16 protein-coding genes are annotated in these 19277 nt (G+C 33.9%); 10 read left to right on the top strand and 6 right to left on the bottom strand.

What is annotated here, in order from left to right:
• The first annotated feature begins 2 nt into the window (after positions 1-2).
• The 10 genes from QZ136_RS01565 (at position 3) to QZ136_RS01520 (ending at position 9185) form a co-directional block, all read left to right on the top strand.
• Positions 3-1256 carry a HipA domain-containing protein gene (locus QZ136_RS01565; protein WP_291399580.1) on the top strand — a complete coding sequence of 418 codons (1254 nt, stop codon included), beginning with the start codon at positions 3-5 and terminating at the stop codon, positions 1254-1256.
• Between the two features lie 814 nt (positions 1257-2070).
• The gene (locus tag QZ136_RS01560) at positions 2071-2361 is read left to right on the top strand and encodes a DUF6804 family protein (protein ID WP_291399578.1); all 291 of its coding nucleotides are present in this window, start codon (positions 2071-2073) and stop codon (positions 2359-2361) included.
• A gap of 1 nt (position 2362) precedes the next feature.
• Complete coding sequence (locus QZ136_RS01555; protein WP_291399577.1) at positions 2363-2632, top strand: hypothetical protein; 270 nt, start codon at positions 2363-2365, stop codon at positions 2630-2632.
• Positions 2633-2819: 187 nt separating this feature from the next.
• Positions 2820-3251 (top strand): hypothetical protein, encoded by a 432-nt coding sequence (locus tag QZ136_RS01550; RefSeq protein WP_291399575.1) that lies wholly within the window; start codon positions 2820-2822, stop codon positions 3249-3251.
• A gap of 3 nt (positions 3252-3254) precedes the next feature.
• Positions 3255-3599, top strand: a complete 345-nt coding sequence (locus QZ136_RS01545; RefSeq protein ID WP_291399573.1) for a hypothetical protein — start codon at positions 3255-3257, stop codon at positions 3597-3599.
• Between the two features lie 896 nt (positions 3600-4495).
• Positions 4496-5518 (top strand): hypothetical protein, encoded by a 1023-nt coding sequence (locus QZ136_RS01540; protein WP_291399571.1) that lies wholly within the window; start codon positions 4496-4498, stop codon positions 5516-5518.
• Positions 5519-5714: 196 nt separating this feature from the next.
• Positions 5715-6167 carry a hypothetical protein gene (locus QZ136_RS01535; protein ID WP_291399569.1) on the top strand — a complete coding sequence of 151 codons (453 nt, stop codon included), beginning with the start codon at positions 5715-5717 and terminating at the stop codon, positions 6165-6167.
• A gap of 10 nt (positions 6168-6177) precedes the next feature.
• Positions 6178-7200 (top strand): MBL fold metallo-hydrolase, encoded by a 1023-nt coding sequence (locus tag QZ136_RS01530; protein ID WP_291399567.1) that lies wholly within the window; start codon positions 6178-6180, stop codon positions 7198-7200.
• A gap of 198 nt (positions 7201-7398) precedes the next feature.
• Positions 7399-8196 carry a hypothetical protein gene (locus QZ136_RS01525; RefSeq protein WP_291399565.1) on the top strand — a complete coding sequence of 266 codons (798 nt, stop codon included), beginning with the start codon at positions 7399-7401 and terminating at the stop codon, positions 8194-8196.
• A 116-nt stretch (positions 8197-8312) separates the two neighbouring features.
• A complete protein-coding gene (locus tag QZ136_RS01520; protein WP_291399563.1) occupies positions 8313-9185 on the top strand; it encodes a hypothetical protein in 873 nt (290 codons plus the stop codon).
• 371 nt (positions 9186-9556) lie between these two features.
• Here the strand turns inward: QZ136_RS01520 and QZ136_RS01515 are convergent, their stop codons facing one another.
• The 6 genes from QZ136_RS01515 to QZ136_RS01490 all read right to left on the bottom strand — a co-directional run bounded on the left by QZ136_RS01515 (position 9557) and on the right by QZ136_RS01490 (position 19257).
• Complete coding sequence (locus tag QZ136_RS01515) at positions 9557-10444, bottom strand: HNH endonuclease (protein ID WP_291399561.1); 888 nt, start codon at positions 10442-10444, stop codon at positions 9557-9559.
• Between the two features lie 443 nt (positions 10445-10887).
• Positions 10888-11502, bottom strand: coding sequence for a hypothetical protein (locus QZ136_RS01510; protein ID WP_291399560.1), 615 nt, complete (start codon positions 11500-11502; stop codon positions 10888-10890).
• A 42-nt stretch (positions 11503-11544) separates the two neighbouring features.
• Complete coding sequence (locus QZ136_RS01505) at positions 11545-14736, bottom strand: type I restriction endonuclease subunit R (RefSeq protein WP_291399559.1); 3192 nt, start codon at positions 14734-14736, stop codon at positions 11545-11547.
• Complete coding sequence (locus QZ136_RS01500; protein WP_291399558.1) at positions 14736-15884, bottom strand: restriction endonuclease subunit S; 1149 nt, start codon at positions 15882-15884, stop codon at positions 14736-14738. The genes QZ136_RS01505 and QZ136_RS01500 overlap by 1 nt, the downstream gene beginning before the upstream one ends.
• 200 nt (positions 15885-16084) lie before the next feature.
• Entirely contained in the window at positions 16085-17752 is a 1668-nt protein-coding gene (locus QZ136_RS01495; protein WP_291399557.1) for an ATP-binding protein, read from the bottom strand.
• Positions 17749-19257: a class I SAM-dependent DNA methyltransferase gene (locus tag QZ136_RS01490; protein WP_291399556.1), complete on the bottom strand. Its 1509-nt coding sequence runs from the start codon at positions 19255-19257 to the stop codon at positions 17749-17751. The genes QZ136_RS01495 and QZ136_RS01490 overlap by 4 nt, the downstream gene beginning before the upstream one ends.
• Positions 19258-19277: the final 20 nt, after the last annotated feature.

Below are 19277 nucleotides of genomic sequence, written 5' to 3'. Positions count from 1 at the left end.
TTATGGCACTAAACAAAACGGATATTTACGTTTATGCTGATTGGTTAGGTATGGAAGAACCCCAGATTATTGGAATTCTTTCAGCCCAACAAGCAAAGGGTAAAAAGGCATTTAGTTTCCAATATGATAAGATTTGGCTCAAAGGTGGTCTAAAATTTTTATTCGACCCCGACATAAGTTTTTATGCGGGTGCACAATACCCAAATCAAAAAGAAAATTTCGGAGTTTTTTTAGATAGTATGCCTGATACTTGGGGTAAAACATTGATGAAACGAAAAGCTACCCAAGAAGCAAACGAAAAAAAAATAAAAACAGCAATACTTTATGATATCGATTTTCTTTTAGGTGTTTATGATGAAAGTCGAATGGGAGCATTGCGTTTTAAAATAGATCCAAACGGAGATTTTTTAGATTCGAATAAAACTACATCTACTCCGCCTTGGTCGTCGATTAGAGAACTGCAATACGCCGCAGAATGTATTGAGGAAGATAATGACAATGACGAAATTAGAAAATGGCTTTCCATTTTAATAGCACCGGGTTCTTCCTTAGGTGGAGCAAGACCGAAAGCTAATATTTTAGATATAGATAAAAGTCTTTGGATAGCCAAATTCCCTTCCCAATCAGATACTACGGATAAAGCTGCCTGGGAATACTTAGCTTATGAATTGGCGATACAAGCGGGTATAGAAATGGCACCCTGTAGGATAGAGCGAATTAGTGGCAAGTACAACACCTTTTTCACAAAACGTTTTGATAGAGACCAAGGAAAAAGAATTCATTTCGCATCTGCCATGACCATGACTGGGAATAACGAAGAAAGCATCAAAGATAAACAGCCTAGTTATTTAGAAATAGCCGAATTTATTAGTAATTATGGTGTTAATATTGAAGCCAATTTACATCAGCTTTGGCGTAGAATAGTTTTTAATATTGCAATTTCCAATACAGATGACCATCTAAGAAATCATGGTTTCATTTTGACTAATGAAGGTTGGATTTTATCGCCTGCTTATGATTTAAATCCATCAATAGATAAACATGGACTTTCATTAAATATTGACATGGACAATAATGCCTTAGATCTTAATTTGGCAATGAGTGTAGGTGAATATTTTAGATTGGATCAAGAGAAAATGATACAAATAAGCATGGAGGTAAACATTGCTGTTGCTCAATGGAAATTTGTTGCCAATAAAATTGGTATTTCAAGAAGTGAACAACTTATTATGGAAACCGCTTTTAATATATTATAAACAGTCATTCTAACTATTTTACCAGCATAAATTGTTAGCTCTAATAAATAGCGGACAGGTCGCGACCTGCCCCTACGGGGTTTTCAAATTAATTGATGTTTATGCCCGATAATTCTCCCTCGATTTTAAAACTTGATTTTCTAAACAATAGAAGGGCTTTGTAAAGTGTTAGCCTCAAGCAGCGGGGTTTTAATGAGTGGGAAGACGATAATTATTGAAAAAGGGTTTAATGAGTCTGAAGACTCCAATCATTGAATAATCCGTAGAAACCGCTGCGCTGAAGTCTAAGGACAGTGGGCAGAAAGTTTAGTGCTTCGAAATCCGCCTCTTCGCCAAGCCCCAAAACGTTACCAAGTATAAAAGTAAATACTTAATAGAATACGGTTTCCCGTAAGTTATTTACCCCGATTAGCAATATTTTTAGAATTCTTATTTATTTGTGATTTAAAGCTAATTTACTTGAAGGTAAAATTTTAGAGAGCTTTTTAAATGATGGTGTTTGTAAAGCAAAAGATTAGCCGCTATTGGAATGTATTGATTTTGAATCGTTTAGTACTTAATGCAACTTATTTTTTATTTAAAAAATAAATTTTTTTGATTTTTGGGCATTATAATTGTTGATTTTAATTAATTATTATAGTTTAGAGAAATTATATTTTATGGGATTAATTTGACTTATATATCTTATTATGAGTGTATAAGTCTGATTTTTCAACTATCTAATCAAATTGCAAATCGAAAATAGCGATTTTGAATATTAAATCAGAAATCGAATTGGAAAATTGTGTAGGTAAATTAATAGACTTTAAATTGTATGAAAATACTTTTATTAATCTGTGCAGGGCTATTGTTTATTGGATTATTAGACTTGCCGATAGGGTATTATACTTTATTGCGAATAGCAGTCACAATCGGTTCAGTTATAGTTGTTGTAACGGAATTCGAAAATGGACTAAACTTTTGGGTTATTACTTTTGGCCTAATTGCAATTTTATTTAATCCGCTAATCCCAATTTATCTAAATGATAAATCAGCTTGGATGCCACTTGATATTATTAGTGGCTTATTTTTTTTAATTAAAACATTCACTCTAAAACAAAAATAAAATGAAAGTAAAAAATAGTGTCCTTGGATTAATTTTATTGGTTTGTATTACAACGTTTTCTTCTTGTGCGCCGAATGGCTATGAATCAAATGAAGCAGGATTTTTCTCTGGAATTTGGCACGGATTTATTATCGCATTTTCTATAATAGGCAAGCTGTTTGGTGCTGATATTGGCATTTATGCAGAACACAATACAGGCTTCTTCTATTGGTTAGGTTTTATTTTTGGAATAGGTGGTTTTGGTGGCGGTGGTTCAGCTGCAAGAAGATAAAACTACTTATAGACCGGATAATGAAAAAGTGAGGGTTAAGTGTTTTTCAAAGACATTTGTGGTTAAGTAAACATTATCACTTCTCTTCAATATTTGTGGCAAAATCTCTACTGCATGAGAGGCACTAATCGTTGTTGTTGAGTTTGAATAGATAGTATATTAAATAAAAACTAAATAGAAATAAAATATGGCAGAAAACATTTTTTCCCGACTAGCAAAACTTTTAAACAGAGTAGTTGATGTTGTTTCTCAAGGTAATCTTGAAAGAGTAAGGATAATAAGAGAATTTAACTTAGTTTTCAAAGAAGCTTATTTTGGTCGTGATATTGACCGGCTTTGTACAGTAACAACATCACCTGGGAATCCAAATTTTAAACACGAATTAAGCACATTTTATTTAAGAAGTGGTTTTAAAATAACAATTGAAAACGATAATAATTTACAAGAAAATGATTTTGTAGAAATCTCACGTTATGTTATTGAAAGTGCAGCTTTTGTTAGACAATTAATGGCATTAGGTTATGATACCTTAATTATCAAAGGTAAAAATTCATACATGGGCGTACACATACCACTAAAAGAAATTGCTAATCTTCACAGTTATATGTTAAATAAATAATATATGAAATCAAAAATTTTAAAGGTCCTTTCAATTATCACAGTTGTACCTTTCATCATACAAATAATTATTAGTCAACGAAAAAAATCCAACCTAAGGAAAAAAGTACTAGCAGATGGAACTAACGACTACATTCGTACTGCACAAAACATAGCAAATAGTATCTCTAAGAGCAAGGCATTGTATAAGGAATTAATAGTTAAAGTGCATCCTGATAGATTTACACATGATAAAAAAGAGGAGGCCACAGAATTAGCCGCAAGAATTACAAAAGCAAAACGGAACTATGATGCACTAACTTTACTAAAGAAAGATGTTGAAGATTTCTTAAACGTGGTTAATTCGTAAAAAACCTATAGCTATTGCTGTAAATGTCAGGAGTCTTCAGACTCCTCTTAATTCTTTCACTATCCCCTATTTTTAGCACAGCGGTCTCCTACAGATTTATAAATATCAGGAGTTTTCAGACTCCTTTTAATTTTCCCAGTGCCCGATAATTTTCCTTCGATTTTTAAAATTGATTTTCTAAACAACAGAAGGGCTTTGTAGAGTGTTAGCCTCAAACAGCGGGGTTTTCATGAGTGTGAAGACGATAATCATTGAAAAAGGGGTTCATGAGTCTGAAGACTCCAATCATTGAATAATCCGTAGACACCGCTGCACTGAAGTCGGACAGTGGGTTAATCGTTGGGCAAGATATTCTATTGAGTAGATTATGTTAGAAAAACAACAAATACTCAATAGAAACTCAATAGAAATTAATAGTTTATAAATATCAGGACTCTTCAAACTCCTCTTAATTTTCCCAGTGCCCGATAATTTTCCCTCGATTTTAAAAATTGATTGTCTAAACAACAGAAGAGCTTTGTAGAGTGTTAGCCTCAAGAAGCGGGGTTTTCATGAGTGTGAAGACGATAATCATTGAAAAAGGGTTTAATGAGTGTGAAGACTCCAATCATTGGATAATCCGTAGACAGCGCTGCGCTGAAGTTTACAGTGGGAAGGCTTAGCTTGTAATGGCGTCTTTTTTAGGCGATTACAGATTGCATATTTTGAAATTTATTAATTTTTTAGTATATTATGTTTCTTATTTATTATTTTTTGTGTCTTTTTGAGATAATATTATATATTCGAAGCTAATTAAAACGATAAAAATTTTCGTTAATATGGTTAGATTTGGGTGGATGGGTGAAATTTTTTATCGGGTATAAAGGAGTTATAAGCCATTTTAAAAAACAGAACATATGATAGCAAAGAAGTTAGAATTAACAAATGAACAAAAATCCCCTTTATTTAGAATAATGTGGATACAAAATCCTAACGAACCAACAAGGAGACAATATGACAATAATATATGTGCATTTCACATTGGCAATGGATTTATTTTAAGCGTAGCACATAATTTGAGAACTGAAGCAACTGCGTTCAAATCAATTACTGAAACTTCATTTCAAGCGGACATCATTTCTAAAATTGATCCGACATTAGTAGCATTGTTTGACTCTTCATATCTGCTCGACCCAGCAACTAATAAAAGATACATAACGCAAATAAATGAAACAGATGCACAAAAAATAATTGGAGAATTAAAACGGATTAATTACGATACACGTTGGATTACTTTGGCTCAAAATAATATTTGTAAACCTCATTTAATCGTTCAGTTTAAAAACAATCAATTTTACAACGACCCTATACTAACTGCCCATTTCAATGCAAATACGTATTTGGCAGAACCAGCAGCAAATAGACATACCTATTTCATAGAGGTAGAATTAGTTAAAGCATTTTATAATGAGGATATCGCATTGTACAAAATTGTAAATACTAACAAAGATATTATTGATCGCCTACCAAGTGTTGAAGTTGATTACACAATATTTGATGACGATAAACTGAACTTCTATTGTTTACAAAGTTCTCCTAGTAGTGAAGTTGGCAAACTGTTGAACAAAGCACAGATTGAGGGGTTTATTGATCATTTTGGAATTTTCCCCGACAGAATTGGAGGCAACTATACATTCGAGGGCATTCGATATTTAATAAAAGGATATTTTAGGTTTGGTTCATCCGGTGCACCGTACGTTTTTTATGACAGCGAAACAGACAAATTCAAAGTCAATGCAATTCAAAGTCAAGCTTGTCCGATTCAGCTTTCTATTGACAATAAAAGGGATGGTAATTTTCAATATGTAAATGCAATTGCTTCACCTTTAAATATTATTGAAACCAGACTTCAAGCACATCTGACACCTGCGACAGTTTGAAATGAAAAACAGAAAAACGGCTTATAACAGCACCTACTCAAAAGGCGGGGTTTCGTTTTCCAAAGACAGTTTTGTGGTTAAACGAACATTAGTTTTTCAAATCAAGTTTTGTGGTAAAAGTCCCGCCCTTCGGGTAGCTGCAAACCGTTAGCTGCAAGCATAACGATCGACATAACAACATAAAACGACAAACAAAATGATAGGAATAGCGATTTATCTTTTACTTTTTTTAGCAGGACTATTTACTCTTGTTGTTTGCTTACTTAGCGGACAATTTCCAGACTGGACAACACCTTTTCAGTTACCAATTACTTGCGGACTAGCAGGTGGCTTTGGTGGTGTGCTATATTGCTTGCGAGGTTTGTATCTAAATTATAGTGTAAAAAAGCAATGGAGCAGCGAGTGGTATCCATGGTATATTATCCGACCACTTGTAAGTATTTTGACGGGTGGAGTTAGTTTTTTATTCTTAAAAGCAGGACTGTTATTTCTTGAATCGCAAACAGAAGCAACCTCCTCAAATTTTGGGTTCTATGCACTTGCTTTTATTGCAGGACTTAATGTAGATAAATTCATTTCAAAAATTGAAGACTTAGCCCAAGCTACTTGGGGCATAGAAAAATCAAGAGCATCAAAAGACAGTAAATAAAATATAAAATATGGACTTCAGTATAGATATGTTAAGCGTTGGAGACGCAGACGCAATAATTTTATGGTTAAAGCAGGACGGTGGTGACTTTATCATTTTTCTTGATGGTGGCAAACCTGGAGACGGAAATGAAGTTGTAAAGCATTACAACGCTTATATAAAACCACATTTGATAGCAAAGCCAATAATGATTGTAATAAATTCACATCCGCACCGTGACCATATTGGTGGATTACCTGAAATTATTAATCATTTCGGGACTGACATTAAAAGAGTTTATTTCAATGACCCTCTTGCTTATATTAATTTAATACAGAGAAATTTAATAACCGAATACCATCAAAAATATATAGCAAACAGACAAATTAATGGATTGTATGAATCACTAAAAGATGTTGATGATTTTAAAACGCTACTTAAAAATTATGGACTAACACCGCAGCCAATATTTTCAGACACAAATCTTGAACACAGTTTGTTTAAGGTGTTAGGACCAAGCGAAGCTTTTTATAAACAGAAAGTTCAATTTTTTACTGACAAGACTTCATTAGAAAGAATGCACCAACTTAAAGAAGCAGAAGAAGACGTTAATGAGGTTGAAGAGGGAAATAAACCTTGTGTAGTGGTGGATGAAAAAAATGATACATCAGCTGAAAATCTAACAAGTACAATAATACAATTAACAGACAGTAGTAATAGACGCTATTTGTTCACTGCTGACAGTGGCGTTGATTCATATGAATCAGCACAAAACAATGGGTTTAATATGAAAGACTTTCACATTGCCCAACTTCCTCATCACGGCAGCAGACGAAATGTTAATACTAATTGGATTTGCAATTTTAATCCAAAACAGTATTGGGTTTCAGCAGCTGGAAATAAAAAACATCCAAGAAAAGCTGTGATAGAATGTATCAAAAAAAATCTTCCTAATTGTAAAACATATAGCACACACAAAGGAGGTTCAAAACATATTAACTCGACAACAAATTTATTTCCAGAAAGAGGATGGGGAAGTGCAGAACCTTTATAGACAGAAAACCAGCCACCAACAGCACCTACAAGAAATTGGCGGTTCAGCGGATAAGTGAAGCTTTGTTCTTCGTATCAAGTTCAGTTCTCGCAGCCAGTTTTGTTCTTCGAAATCGCCAACTACTTGAAACTGCAAAACTGTTACCTTTAACTCTATGACGACACTGCAAAACCTGAACGAACAGTAAGAAACAAACAAATGCAACTGACAACGCAAGACATACAGAAACTTATTTTAATAGGCAAATCGATCGACAAACTTCACGAAACCGTATTGAAGTATTTCATGCCGAGAGACTATATAAATCGACAACACGGTAACACTTGGAGAGAACTTGTTGCAAATCTTTCTCACAATAATTTAATTTCTGTTTTTAAAGCACTTGTTTGTATTGAACGAGAATTAAAATGGATTGGTGGTTCAGTTGCTGGTGCAATTTGGGTTTATGGAGTAATACAAAATCGTGGCTTAGACAGAGAATATAAAATTGCTGACTTTGGACTACGCAATTGTGATAATCCTTGGGTTCCATTTGGTGGTTCATATTACGGCAATAGGACAATTGAAGACTACTTTTCTTTCAGAACTGCAAAGGTTAGTGAGAGCAAAGTGAAAGCTGACCGGTATGAAAAAGTTATAAAGAGAGTTGAGGGCAGAAAAGAAAAACGAGCAGAAGCAATTGCTGAACTTAGGAAATTAAGTCCTGAAAGGCGAGGAGAAATTCGTAATGAACTTTTAGAGAAATATAAAAACTCAACAACAATTGAAAAACTTGAAATACTGGCTTCGGACACTAAGTTTCCACCAGAATATTATCCTTTAGAATGGATTTTAATTCCTAAAGACGAAATTGAAAATTTGCCTTTAGAATTGATAAAAAAACTTTACGACAAGCTATCAACAAAGACCAAAGGGGAATGGAAACGATTTGCTCAAGAACTTGAAAAAATTGATGACGGGATTTTAATTAGTCCTAAGAGACTAATCATTGAATAACTCGCAGAAGCGTTGCGCTAAATTCTAAAGACATTGATTATATAGATTGAACGGAGTAATAAGCGACATTTAATTCTTATCTTGTCAGGTAGAATTGAATTATTTGAGCTCACTCTATGGTTTCAAGACCTGATAAAAAGATATGTCCAGTTTGTGGTGTGGTTATGGATCCAGTTTCCATGGAACAACATTTAAATAAACGCCATGGTCATAAAATTGATTCGCTACAACCGACTTTATCCTTTCCAGAGGATAAGTATCAAGACATTCACGTAGTGTGGGCAGACATTTGGTTTGAAAAAGATAAGCTGATATTTAAAAATTCGAAATATAGTTTAAAACCTACTACCCTAAAGGGAGTACATAGTGGATTAAATACTATTCGAGAAGATTACTTTTTAAGGGTTTATAAGGGAAAAGCCTATCGGCTTTGTCATGCTAAAGGAGTGGTTAACCAGGAATTTTCACGTGGTTGGAAAAAGCTAACTGAGGCAATAACAATCGCCATCCATAGGTACGAATTCAAAACATCTTCAAACTCTAAAATTGGGGTCACAATTGCAAGGGAACAAATATCTGACTTTTTTAATGTAAGTCAGGAAAAAGAACCTTTTATTAAATATCTAGCTAGCCTTCAAGATCCCCAATTCCCCATCATACCGATTTTGGAGGTTAATAGTATTGGAAGGGAAGAGAGTATTATATTTCGTTTCTTAACAAAAAAGGACAGTGTTGTGGTGGTTTGGGAAAATATTAAGCAAGGTAGAGCATCGCATTTATCCTTAACTACTATTGAAAATCTCCCAGCTGTAATAGCTGAAATCGAAGCCTTAATTTTAACTAACATTCAAAGGAAAAGATCAATTTTACATGGAGGGTATACCAACAGTTCTACAGTGAAAAATCGAGTTTCTTATCTCGACAACCTTCAGCACAAAACAGTTGATAGTTACAAGGAGCGAATTCAGTATATAATTGACTGCTATTAAGCTATAAATGTGGAATTAAGATTTGGTGAATTTATTAATGTACCATCAAAATCCCACTGAGCGCTAGTTTTAGCGCAGCGGTCTCTACAGATTTATAAATATCAGGAGTCTTAAAACTCCTCTTAATTCTCCCACTACCCAATAATTTTCCTTCAATTTCAACAATTGATTGTCTAAACAACAGAAGAGCTTTGTATAGTATTAGCCTCAAGCGGCGGGGTTTTAATGAGTGTGAAGACTCTAATTATTGAATAATCCGTAGACACCGCTGCGCTGAAGTCTACAGTGGGGTCAAAATATACCTAAAGGTGACGCAAAAAGGTGACGCAATGAATGTTGGCTTTGGTAAATTTTTAATTGGAAAATATAAGTCAGAAGGGTAAATCGTCGTCATGGGCTTCTTCACTTTGTTTTTGAAGATTTTTATTATCAGGCGAAAAAAAGTCATTTATCTCTGATTCTTCTTCGCTGTATAGATTATTGTGAATATTATTCATAAAGTAATCGACCGTAATTGAGTTACAGAAATCTAAAAACTCATTTTCTATATTTCCTATGTCATACAAATTAAAATCAGCGGATATTTGATTTAATCGATTGCTGAAGATGGTCGCATTGATTACATTTCCTGAACAAGCAAAACAAACTCCATTTTCATAATAGGCATATTGCGGTAGATATCCTGTACCATTACATTTCCAGCATATGTAGTAAGCATGATTTGATAGTTGTAATTGATTTCCTACCTTTTCGTAAATATTAATAGTTTCTCTTAAATGTCGTTGGCTATGACAGTTTTTACAAAGTGAAACTAATGCTGAATCATCAATTTCCCATGGTAAAAAGTTGCTTAAATAATATTTATGGTGAACATGTAATCTATCACCCTTTTCTTGACAATCTTGACAAGTAAAATTATCTCTTACCAATATCTTGAATCTTTTAAATTGCCATTCAAAACAATTTAAAAGGTTATAATATCTGATATTATTGATTGGTGTATTTTTAAGCAAATTTGGGACATTGCTAAAATTTATAATTTCATTTAATATTTTTTCAACCCATTTATCTTTCAGTAAATTATTTCTTTTTTCATTTTTTTTGGAGACCGTAGGGATTGTTATCGGTGCATTTATTGGTTGTTCTTTGGGTACTGGTACTTGAGTAACTATTTTTACTTTAATGGGTTTTGATTTATTCGATTGATAAAGGAAAAAAATAACCACTAGGAAAATTACAATAAATTCTATTTCAAACATTCGAGGTAAAAAATTATTTCATTTCCCGAAATTAACTAGTTTTTTGGGATGTTTTATTATTTTAAAGGATAATCAAAAATCGTTTTTTTAATAATTAAGAGCTTGAATAACTTGTATTAAAATATCTATCTCAAAATAAAGGTTACCAATAGAAACCTTCTAAAAACGACAGATTACCGATTTAATTTAAACTAAATCTGTATTGAATAGTACATTCGTTTATTTTGATGTAAATCTACGGTTGGAAATTTTTAAGTATTAAATTCCTATAACTAAGCTGACTTACTAAGTAGATAGCAGAATATGCTTATAATAAAGTTTTGACGACTGGCGAATATTGAAGTACGAAAAGACAGTTTTTGCACAAAAGTTTATTTGGGGAACTACCGTTAAACTTAATATTACATCTGTTATTTTGCTAAGATGATTTTGGTATAGGATTCCTATCTCCTTTGTTTATCCATTTCATCCATAAGAAAAATTGTTTCAACAGGTGTAATGTCTTTATACATAATATTTCGGCCATTAAAAGTGGAGTCATACTCTAATGAACTCCATGAAACTTTTGGAGAATTTGGATTTTCTATCTTTATTTCCCCTCCATGAGCGAAAGCATTTCTTATAACTCTACCAAAGTTCCAAACCGCTGGCCAATTCATCGTATTTTCTCCAAATTTTAATTTTACTTCAGATACATACCTCTCATAAAAATGTATAAATGCAGATTGTATCATTGAACCATGCAATTTTTGTATACCATTTAAAACAATAGGGTGTTCAGGTATATTCTTTGTTAAAGGAGCTTTTTGTAACCTGATTTTATTTGGCCAACTATTAATTGAAATTTCATTTAATGTATCATGTGGATAAAATCTAATTTCACAATTTGTAACTGATTTTATTCCTTCGATAGTTAAATAATGTTCCGGTAACCATTTTTCTGCTCTTCCCGTCTTTTGTAGTTCGAAGTTTGTTCCTAATGAAGATATTGAGGCAAAATAGCTTACTAACTCATCAAAAAAACCATGCTTCGGCTTTTCAAATATAAAGTCTTCCATATAATTAACTTTTATTCAACTAACTTATCTATCTCCAAAAAATCACTCACTGTCCGCAGCTAAAAATAAATTATCATCTCCTTTTAATGGATAAACTGTTTGAGTCCTTGAAAAATCATTTGCCAATAATTTAGCCTGCTCAATAACCGTCTCTGTAGCCTTCAATTCCATATCAGGTGGATAGCCGTGTTTACGAAGTATCTTCTTGACCGCAAGCCTCATCTTGGCTTGTACATTCTCTCTAACCGTCCAATCAATTGAAGTGTTTTTTCTTACGGTATCAACTAAGTCACGGGCAATATGTCTGAGTATTTCATCCCCCAAAACTGCTACCGAATTATCATTAACCTCTAAAGCCGAATAGAATGCATATTCCCTGAAATCAAGACCTAAATCCTCTCCACGTCTATCGGCTTCTTTTATTTCCTTGGCAAGTCGAATCATCTCATCAATAACCTGTGCGGATGTAATCAGGTTATATTGATAATTTCTTACAGAGCTATCTAACATCTCAGAGAATTTCTTGGATTGAACCAAGTTTACCTTGTTTCTTGTTTTTATCTCGTCATTTAACAACTTCTTTAGTAACTCTAAAGCGAGATTTTTATGTGTCATTCCCTTAACTTCAGCAAGGAACTCGTCAGATAAAATGGAAATATCAGGTTTTTTTATACCTGCAGCATCAAAAATGTCAATCACCTCATCGGATACAATAGCGTCAGACAAAATTTGTTTAATGGCTGTTTCTAGCTCTTCATCTGACTTTCCTTTACCACTTTGGGTAACCTTCACAATTCGAGCTTTAATGGCTTGAAATAATCCAACCTCATCTCTAATATCTATGGTGTAGGGGTGGGGGACAGATATGGCGAATGATTTAGACAGCGCAGTTACCGAATTTACAAATCTGTCTTTTCCATTCTCCAATCCTAAAATATAATTGGCAGCCTTAATCGGGAAATATAGTTTTTCCTTTGATGTTAAGGTGAAAAATGATTTATAGTCCAGTCCCTTTTGAACGGTTTTATCAGTAGGTTGTTCTGAAAACATTTGAGCCACAATTTCATATTTTCCCATCATTACTGATGCGGCTTCTTCTTGGTCGAATGCAGGTTTACCTTTCCCTCCACTTTCGGTGTACAATGCCAAGGCTCGTTTCAAATCGTTAGCAATACCAATATAATCGACTATTAAACCACCTTCTTTATCCTTATAAACCCGATTTACCCTTGCAATGGCTTGCATCAAATTATGTCCTTGCATAGGTTTATCAAGATAGAGGGTGTGCATAGATGGGGCATCAAATCCCGTTAACCACATATCCCTCACAATAGCAAGTTTTAATGTGTCCTTAGGGTCTTTAAGCCTTTCACCCAATGCTTTCCGTTTCCCTTTGTTTCTAACATGTGGTTGGAAATTTAAGGGGTCAGAAGATGAACCCGTCATAACTACTTTAATGGTTCCTTCATTATCATCATCGCTATGCCAGTCGGGTCTAATTTTAATTATTTGGGCATACAAATCCACGCAAATACGTCTACTCATACACACAATCATAGCCTTACCGTCTAATATTTCATTACGAGTTTCAAAGTGTTTGACAATATCGTTGGCAATTAGTTCCAGTCGGTGTTCATTACCAACTATGGCTTCTAATCTTGCCCATTTAGATTTTAGTTTCTGACGGTCATCTTGTTCTTCACTCTCGGTGAGTTCTTCAAATTCAGCATCTACTCTCGGTTTATCTTCCTCTCTGATACTAATTTTTGCCAATCTGTTTTCATAGAAAATCCGTACAGTAGCCCCATCTTCTACAGCTTGTTGTATATCATAAACATCAATATAATCTCCAAATACGGCTTGTGTATTCTTATCGGTATTCTCAATCGGGGTTCCTGTAAAACCTATGAAGGACGCATTTGGAAGTGCATCCCTCATGTGTTTAGCAAATCCGTCCATAAAGTCGTACTGACTTCTATGAGCCTCATCGGCAATAACTACAATATTTCTTCTGTCTGATAGTAATTCAAATTGACCTTTAATATTTTTGGTTTTCCCTTCGCCGATATCAATTTTCTCAATTACCTCAGGAAGAAATTTTTGAATGGTTGTAAACACGATGCCTCCTGATGTTACACTTAATTTCTTTTTAAGGTCATCACGGTTTTCTGCTTGCACAGGTGTTTGACGAAGTATATCCTGACTTTGTGAAAAAGTATCAAATAACTGGTCGTCTAAGTCATTTCTATCGGTTAAAATAACAAGTGTTGGGTTATTTAATGCCAAAACTAATTTTCCCGCATAAAAAACCATACTCAAACTTTTACCACTCCCTTGCGTATGCCAAATTACTCCTGCACGTTGGTCTCCATCAATAGCTGTAGCCGTTTTTGTAGTTTCTACAGCCTTATTTACTGCAAAGTATTGGTGGTAACGTGGGACAATCTTGGTGATTTGTTCTTTATTTTGATGGAAAAGGATATAATGTCTGATAAGGTCAGTCAGTACTTTTTTATTCAACATGCCCTTTGCCATCACCTCCATTTGGGGGATGTCTTCATCTGCGACTATATTCCCATCTATGGATTTCCAAGGCACAAAAAATTGCTTTGGTGAGGTTAAAGAACCATACATAGCTTCCCAACCATCTGAGATAATGAGTAGGGCATTGTAAAGGAATAAGGATGGAATTGCCGATTTATAGGTCTGTAATTGATTGAATGCAGAATGTATCGTCGCATTCTCATCAACCGCGTTTTTTAGTTCAATAACAACTAATGGAAGACCATTTACAAACAAGATGATATCAGGCCTTTTATTGATATTGTTTTCAATAATGGTAAACTGATTAACCACCAAGTATTCATTATTAGATGGATTTTCATAATCAATTAACCAAACTTTATCACCTGCAATACGGTCTCCTTTTCTATATTCTACATCAACACCGTCGGTTAGGTATTTATGAACCTGATAGTTATTCTGAAATAAATTGGGGCTATCTGTTCTAAGAACTTTCTTAATGGCTTCTTCCTGTGCTTCAAAAGGCACATTCGGATTAAGTTTAGCAATTGCAGTTTGTAATCTTTGTTTCAAGACTACCTCATCAAACTCTCGTTCTTGGGCAATACCATCAGGTGAAATATCTGCTCCATTGACGTAGGAATACCCCAATTCAATAAACTCTTGAATGACGATTTGTTCTATATGGTCTTCGGATATTACTGCTGCCATTAATTGTTGATTTCGTTAATTTCTAATTCACCTGAGATTAGTTTTGGAAGAAGAATATCACGGATGTTAACTAATTCTTTAATTTCCAAAATGTTATTCCGAATGAGATTGTAATATTCTGTAATTAATTTTTCAAGGTCAGATATTATTAATAAATCCTTAGGTAATGGGATTGAAATTTTATTCATATTACCTTGATTTAACTTTGGTTGTACCGCGCCTGTTACTAAATCACTTATGTTAGTGTTTTTTAATAAACATAAAACAAGTTCAGTTGATATTTTTCGTCCTTTCAAAACATGTGCGTGATTATTTACCCAAAATTTTCCAAAGACATATTGTAAAACAGGATACCCTGTGTTGTCGGTAACTGAACCATCTTCTCCCATTAGAATATAAACACCATCAAACAGATAATCATCAATATAGTCCATTAGGGATGCAGCTCCGTAATATGGGTAATTACCTTTTCTGACATTTCTTTCCATTGAAGACAATGGTATTCTTTTATTATCAAAACAATCAGCAATATCATTTAATCTATTCACTTCCCACCCCTTCGGAATCTCCCCCAATTCACTCTCCACCATTTCACCACCTGATGATTTATAGGGTTCTCCATTTTCATTTGGGAACTCAAAATCAATAAACCATTGTTTGAAAAGGGTTTGAGCAAGGGTCTCTAATTCATAATTGATTTTATTGTTGAGTTCAATTTTATCATCAAGAGAGGAGAGGATTTCTGCGATGGCGGTTTGGGTTGGGATGGAGGACGGTATTTCAACTTTAAATGGATGAATAAAGTTTCTATTCAAACTTGGAACAGCGCTCCCTGAATTTAATTGTGAAAAATCTAAAGTTTTAAGAAGATAATAAAAGAAAATAGGGTCTACATTCTTAAATTCTTTAACAAACAGAGTTGTATTATGTGCCCAAAATTTAGTTTTGTGTAACTGTGGATTCCCAATATTTCCGCTTCTCCCAATGGTTATACCAGGGAAATCGGATGTATATTTATTATGATAACCTATAATTGAATTTGAGCCAGCTACAGGGTATACACCGTCCTTCATATCATCACGAGGCAAATCATGACCCCTTTGAAATGTTACCAAATCCCCTAATTTATATTCTTTCCACTCACTCATAATCTTTGACTATTTATTTTAAAAAACAAGGACGTAATAAATGACATAAAATTCTGTATGTTAGTCAATTGAATATTTTTGTCGTTGATTTTAAATTTCATTTATTTTTTAAAGAACTGTTGTTTTGTTTTCATTTGCTTTTAGATGAAACGAAATTAAATACCTCATTATCAATAACTTATGTTATTTTCTTTTTAGATTTACTTTTCATTTGCTTTTTTTATGCTTACAAAATATGCTCTTTTTTTATCTGCTCCTTCTTTCTCAATAATTCCCTTACGAGCCATTTTGTACACTATTTTTTGAATATCATCAGGATAAACTTCGTTTAATCGTTCTTTAATTGCTACCATACCGCTTTTGCCATTGTATTTTAAATCTTCTAAAATCAAAGCCTCTAATTTATGAGGTTCAATGGTTTTAAGACTTGGAGTAAGGTTTAGTTTTGCTTGGGAGAATAAATCGGGATTGAGTAAATATTCCGTTCCTTTTTTTACACCTCTACTAATTAATATATTTTTATCTAATAAAGAGCCTAACCAATATTTGAGTTTGTCTTCTTGGTTTAATTGCAAAGCCACAGATAGCTGTGTAGCTAATATTTTCTTTCTTGTAGCAACTATACCTAAAGTGATTGTTTCCTTTTGCGTAAGTTGAAAATGTTTTTTGATATAATCAATGACTGACAATGCCTCTTCGTCAATAATTCCAGACTGTACAGTAACAGACATTTTATTAAATGTACTCTCTATTTCAGGGAATGGTTTTGCATCCAAACTTAATTTCTCATACACAAGGTCATAACCAGAGCCTTCACCCTCCATTAATTTTAGGTCATGTAGTGTTTGTATTAAGTGAGGATTTCGTCTTTGTCTTTCGTGCAAGATATTATCCTTTGAAATGCCCAAAGGTAAACCGCCAGGGTTTGTAAATACAATTCTATCAGGATAAACCTCTAAAAAAATATCGCCTGAACTTGTGTAGCGTTTATGAGCAATAGCATTTATTAAAAGTTCTCTAATCACTTCTTTTGGATAGTTACGGATAGTATCTCTAAATAAGCCATTGCTTAATTCAGATGAGTAGGTAAGTTCTACGGCTTCTTTTTCAATTTCCAATAATAACTGCATAGGGTTATATTGATGAAAATGATATTTTTTTTCTCTTATTTTTTCTTCACGTTCGTTATACACCAAATATTGAAAAGTGATAGGATAACTTAATCTTGCTCGTTGAGCTGGTGTACCCAACCAAAGAATGCCTAAGTTGGTTAAATAACCATCGGGAGAAAGTAGTTGGTAGTGTTCTAATATTTCAATATCTGATTTATCTTTAATAAAATCAGATACTTTATTTGATTTACGAATTTGATTAATGAAAAAATTAAATTGCTCTGCATCTGCTTGTTGTATAGTTATTTTTTGAGCAACTACCAATTCCCATTGAAAGGCATTTTTTTCAGCTGCAAGGTCGGTTAACTCTTCACTTTTGACAGCATAGCAGTTGTCAGTAATACGAACAAATACTTTTCCAGATGATGTTGTGGCAATAATACGAGTTGAAGGTAAAATGTTAATTGCAAAATATTCACCTCCATTATTGTGTTTAATAATTTCAGGATTAACTAAGCCAACACCATCTGTCAATGAACGAAGTCTGCTCACTACTTTATTCATTTCTTCAATATTTATCTTCTGATTAGCTGGTGGTTCTGATTCTTTGTTTTCTATACCAATAACCAACTTGCCGCCTTGAGCATTTGCAAAACAAACGCAAGTTTCAGCTAAGGATTCAACATCTGACTTAGGCCCCAATGCTTTTTTTAAGCTCTTGAAATCTATGTTACTATCTTCCTGCCAATTATTCATATCTCAATCCCCACTTTTTTTAGGTTAAGTTTAATGCGTTCTTGCAGTTCAATGGATTTCTCAAAATGAGATTTTAGGTTCTCAGAAATTACTGCAACCTTATCTTCAAATGAAACCCCATCATCTTCTACGTCTTCAGTTCCTACATAACGGCCAGGAGTTAAAACAAAGTTGTTCGCTTCAACTTCTTTTAATGTGGCTGATTTGCAGAAACCTTGTATATCTTCATAGTTTCCATCTTTACTTCTCCAATTATGATACACCTCAGAGATTTTGGAGATATCCTCATCTGTAAACGCTTTGTTTTTTCTTGATACTAATGCCCCTGATTTACGAGCATCAATAAAGAGTATTTCATCTTTACGATTTCTGAATTTACCGTTGGTTCTATTGCGTGCCAAAAAGAATAAACAGGCAGGAATCTGAGTATTAAAGAATAATTGGGTAGGTAGGGCAACCATACAATCAACCATACCATCCAAAATCATATTCTTTCTTATTTCATTCTCTCCACCAGAGTTTGAAGTCATGGCACCATTTGCAAGTACAATACCTGCCATTCCACTTGGACTTAGTTTGTTAATCACTAATTGTAACCATCCATAGTTAGCATTCCCTGAAGGGGGTACACCATATTTCCACAAGTGAGAATCCTGTAAGGTTTCAGCACCATAATCGGAAACATTAAATGGGGGGTTCATGATGGCATAATCTACTTGAAGGTCTTTATGTCTATCGTTATGAAAAGTGTCACCCAATTCAATTTTAGCATCAATTCCCCTGATAGCGAGGTTCATTTTTGCCAATTTATAGGTAGTTGGGTTACTCTCTTGCCCGTAAACAGAAATATCATCTAATCTTCCACCGTGTGCTTGAAGGAATTTTTCACTTTGCACAAACATTCCACCACTACCACAACATCCATCATAGATACGGCCACTGTAAGGCTCCAACATTTCAACCAATAACTTTACAATACTTTCGGGAGTATAAAATTGACCTCCCCGTTTTCCTTCGGCATCAGCAAACATCCCAAGGAAGTATTCATAAACTCTACCCAATAGGTCTTTGCTATTTAGACCAGGTTCATAAAAACCAACATTTCCAATTAGGTCAATCAATTCACCTAATCGTTTTTTATCTAATGCAGGACGAGCATAATCTTTCGGTAAAACACCTTTCAAATTGGGGTTTTCCTTCTCAATGGCATCCATCGCATCATCAATATCTTTTCCGATGGTTGGGAGTTTGGCTCTCTCAAATTGTAGATATTTCCATCGAGCTGTTGGAGGTACAAAGAATACGTTCTCTGCCAGGTATTCATCTTTATCCTCAGCATCAGACAATTTATCACCCTGTAATCTTGAATGAAGTTCTTCAAAACTATCAGAGATATATTTTAGAAAAATTAAACCGAGTACAATGTGTTTGTATTCGGCAGCATCCATATTGTTGCGGAGTTTATCTGCGGTTGCCCAAAGGGTCTTTTCTAAATCTTGAGTCATTAGGGGTTGTTTAGTTTTCT

The sequence above is a fragment of the Daejeonella sp. genome (genome assembly GCF_017495225.1).
Taxonomy (GTDB): Bacteria; Bacteroidota; Bacteroidia; order Sphingobacteriales; family Sphingobacteriaceae; genus Daejeonella.
The sequence above is the reverse complement of the archived record's forward strand: the minus strand, read 5'-3'. Positions and strand labels throughout refer to the sequence as shown.

What these genes read in the sequence shown, in the direction of transcription:
- QZ136_RS01565 (WP_291399580.1), top strand. Translation starts at nt 3, where the DNA reads ATGGCACTAAACAAAACGGATATTTACGTTTATGCTGATTGGTTAGGT.
- QZ136_RS01560 (WP_291399578.1), top strand. Translation starts at nt 2,071, where the DNA reads ATGAAAATACTTTTATTAATCTGTGCAGGGCTATTGTTTATTGGATTA.
- QZ136_RS01555 (WP_291399577.1), top strand. Translation starts at nt 2,363, where the DNA reads ATGAAAGTAAAAAATAGTGTCCTTGGATTAATTTTATTGGTTTGTATT.
- QZ136_RS01550 (WP_291399575.1), top strand. Translation starts at nt 2,820, where the DNA reads ATGGCAGAAAACATTTTTTCCCGACTAGCAAAACTTTTAAACAGAGTA.
- QZ136_RS01545 (WP_291399573.1), top strand. Translation starts at nt 3,255, where the DNA reads ATGAAATCAAAAATTTTAAAGGTCCTTTCAATTATCACAGTTGTACCT.
- QZ136_RS01540 (WP_291399571.1), top strand. Translation starts at nt 4,496, where the DNA reads ATGATAGCAAAGAAGTTAGAATTAACAAATGAACAAAAATCCCCTTTA.
- QZ136_RS01535 (WP_291399569.1), top strand. Translation starts at nt 5,715, where the DNA reads ATGATAGGAATAGCGATTTATCTTTTACTTTTTTTAGCAGGACTATTT.
- QZ136_RS01530 (WP_291399567.1), top strand. Translation starts at nt 6,178, where the DNA reads ATGGACTTCAGTATAGATATGTTAAGCGTTGGAGACGCAGACGCAATA.
- QZ136_RS01525 (WP_291399565.1), top strand. Translation starts at nt 7,399, where the DNA reads ATGCAACTGACAACGCAAGACATACAGAAACTTATTTTAATAGGCAAA.
- QZ136_RS01520 (WP_291399563.1), top strand. Translation starts at nt 8,313, where the DNA reads ATGGTTTCAAGACCTGATAAAAAGATATGTCCAGTTTGTGGTGTGGTT.
- QZ136_RS01515 (WP_291399561.1), bottom strand. Translation starts at nt 10,444, where the DNA reads ATGTTTGAAATAGAATTTATTGTAATTTTCCTAGTGGTTATTTTTTTC.
- QZ136_RS01510 (WP_291399560.1), bottom strand. Translation starts at nt 11,502, where the DNA reads ATGGAAGACTTTATATTTGAAAAGCCGAAGCATGGTTTTTTTGATGAG.
- QZ136_RS01505 (WP_291399559.1), bottom strand. Translation starts at nt 14,736, where the DNA reads ATGGCAGCAGTAATATCCGAAGACCATATAGAACAAATCGTCATTCAA.
- QZ136_RS01500 (WP_291399558.1), bottom strand. Translation starts at nt 15,884, where the DNA reads ATGAGTGAGTGGAAAGAATATAAATTAGGGGATTTGGTAACATTTCAA.
- QZ136_RS01495 (WP_291399557.1), bottom strand. Translation starts at nt 17,752, where the DNA reads ATGAATAATTGGCAGGAAGATAGTAACATAGATTTCAAGAGCTTAAAA.
- QZ136_RS01490 (WP_291399556.1), bottom strand. Translation starts at nt 19,257, where the DNA reads ATGACTCAAGATTTAGAAAAGACCCTTTGGGCAACCGCAGATAAACTC.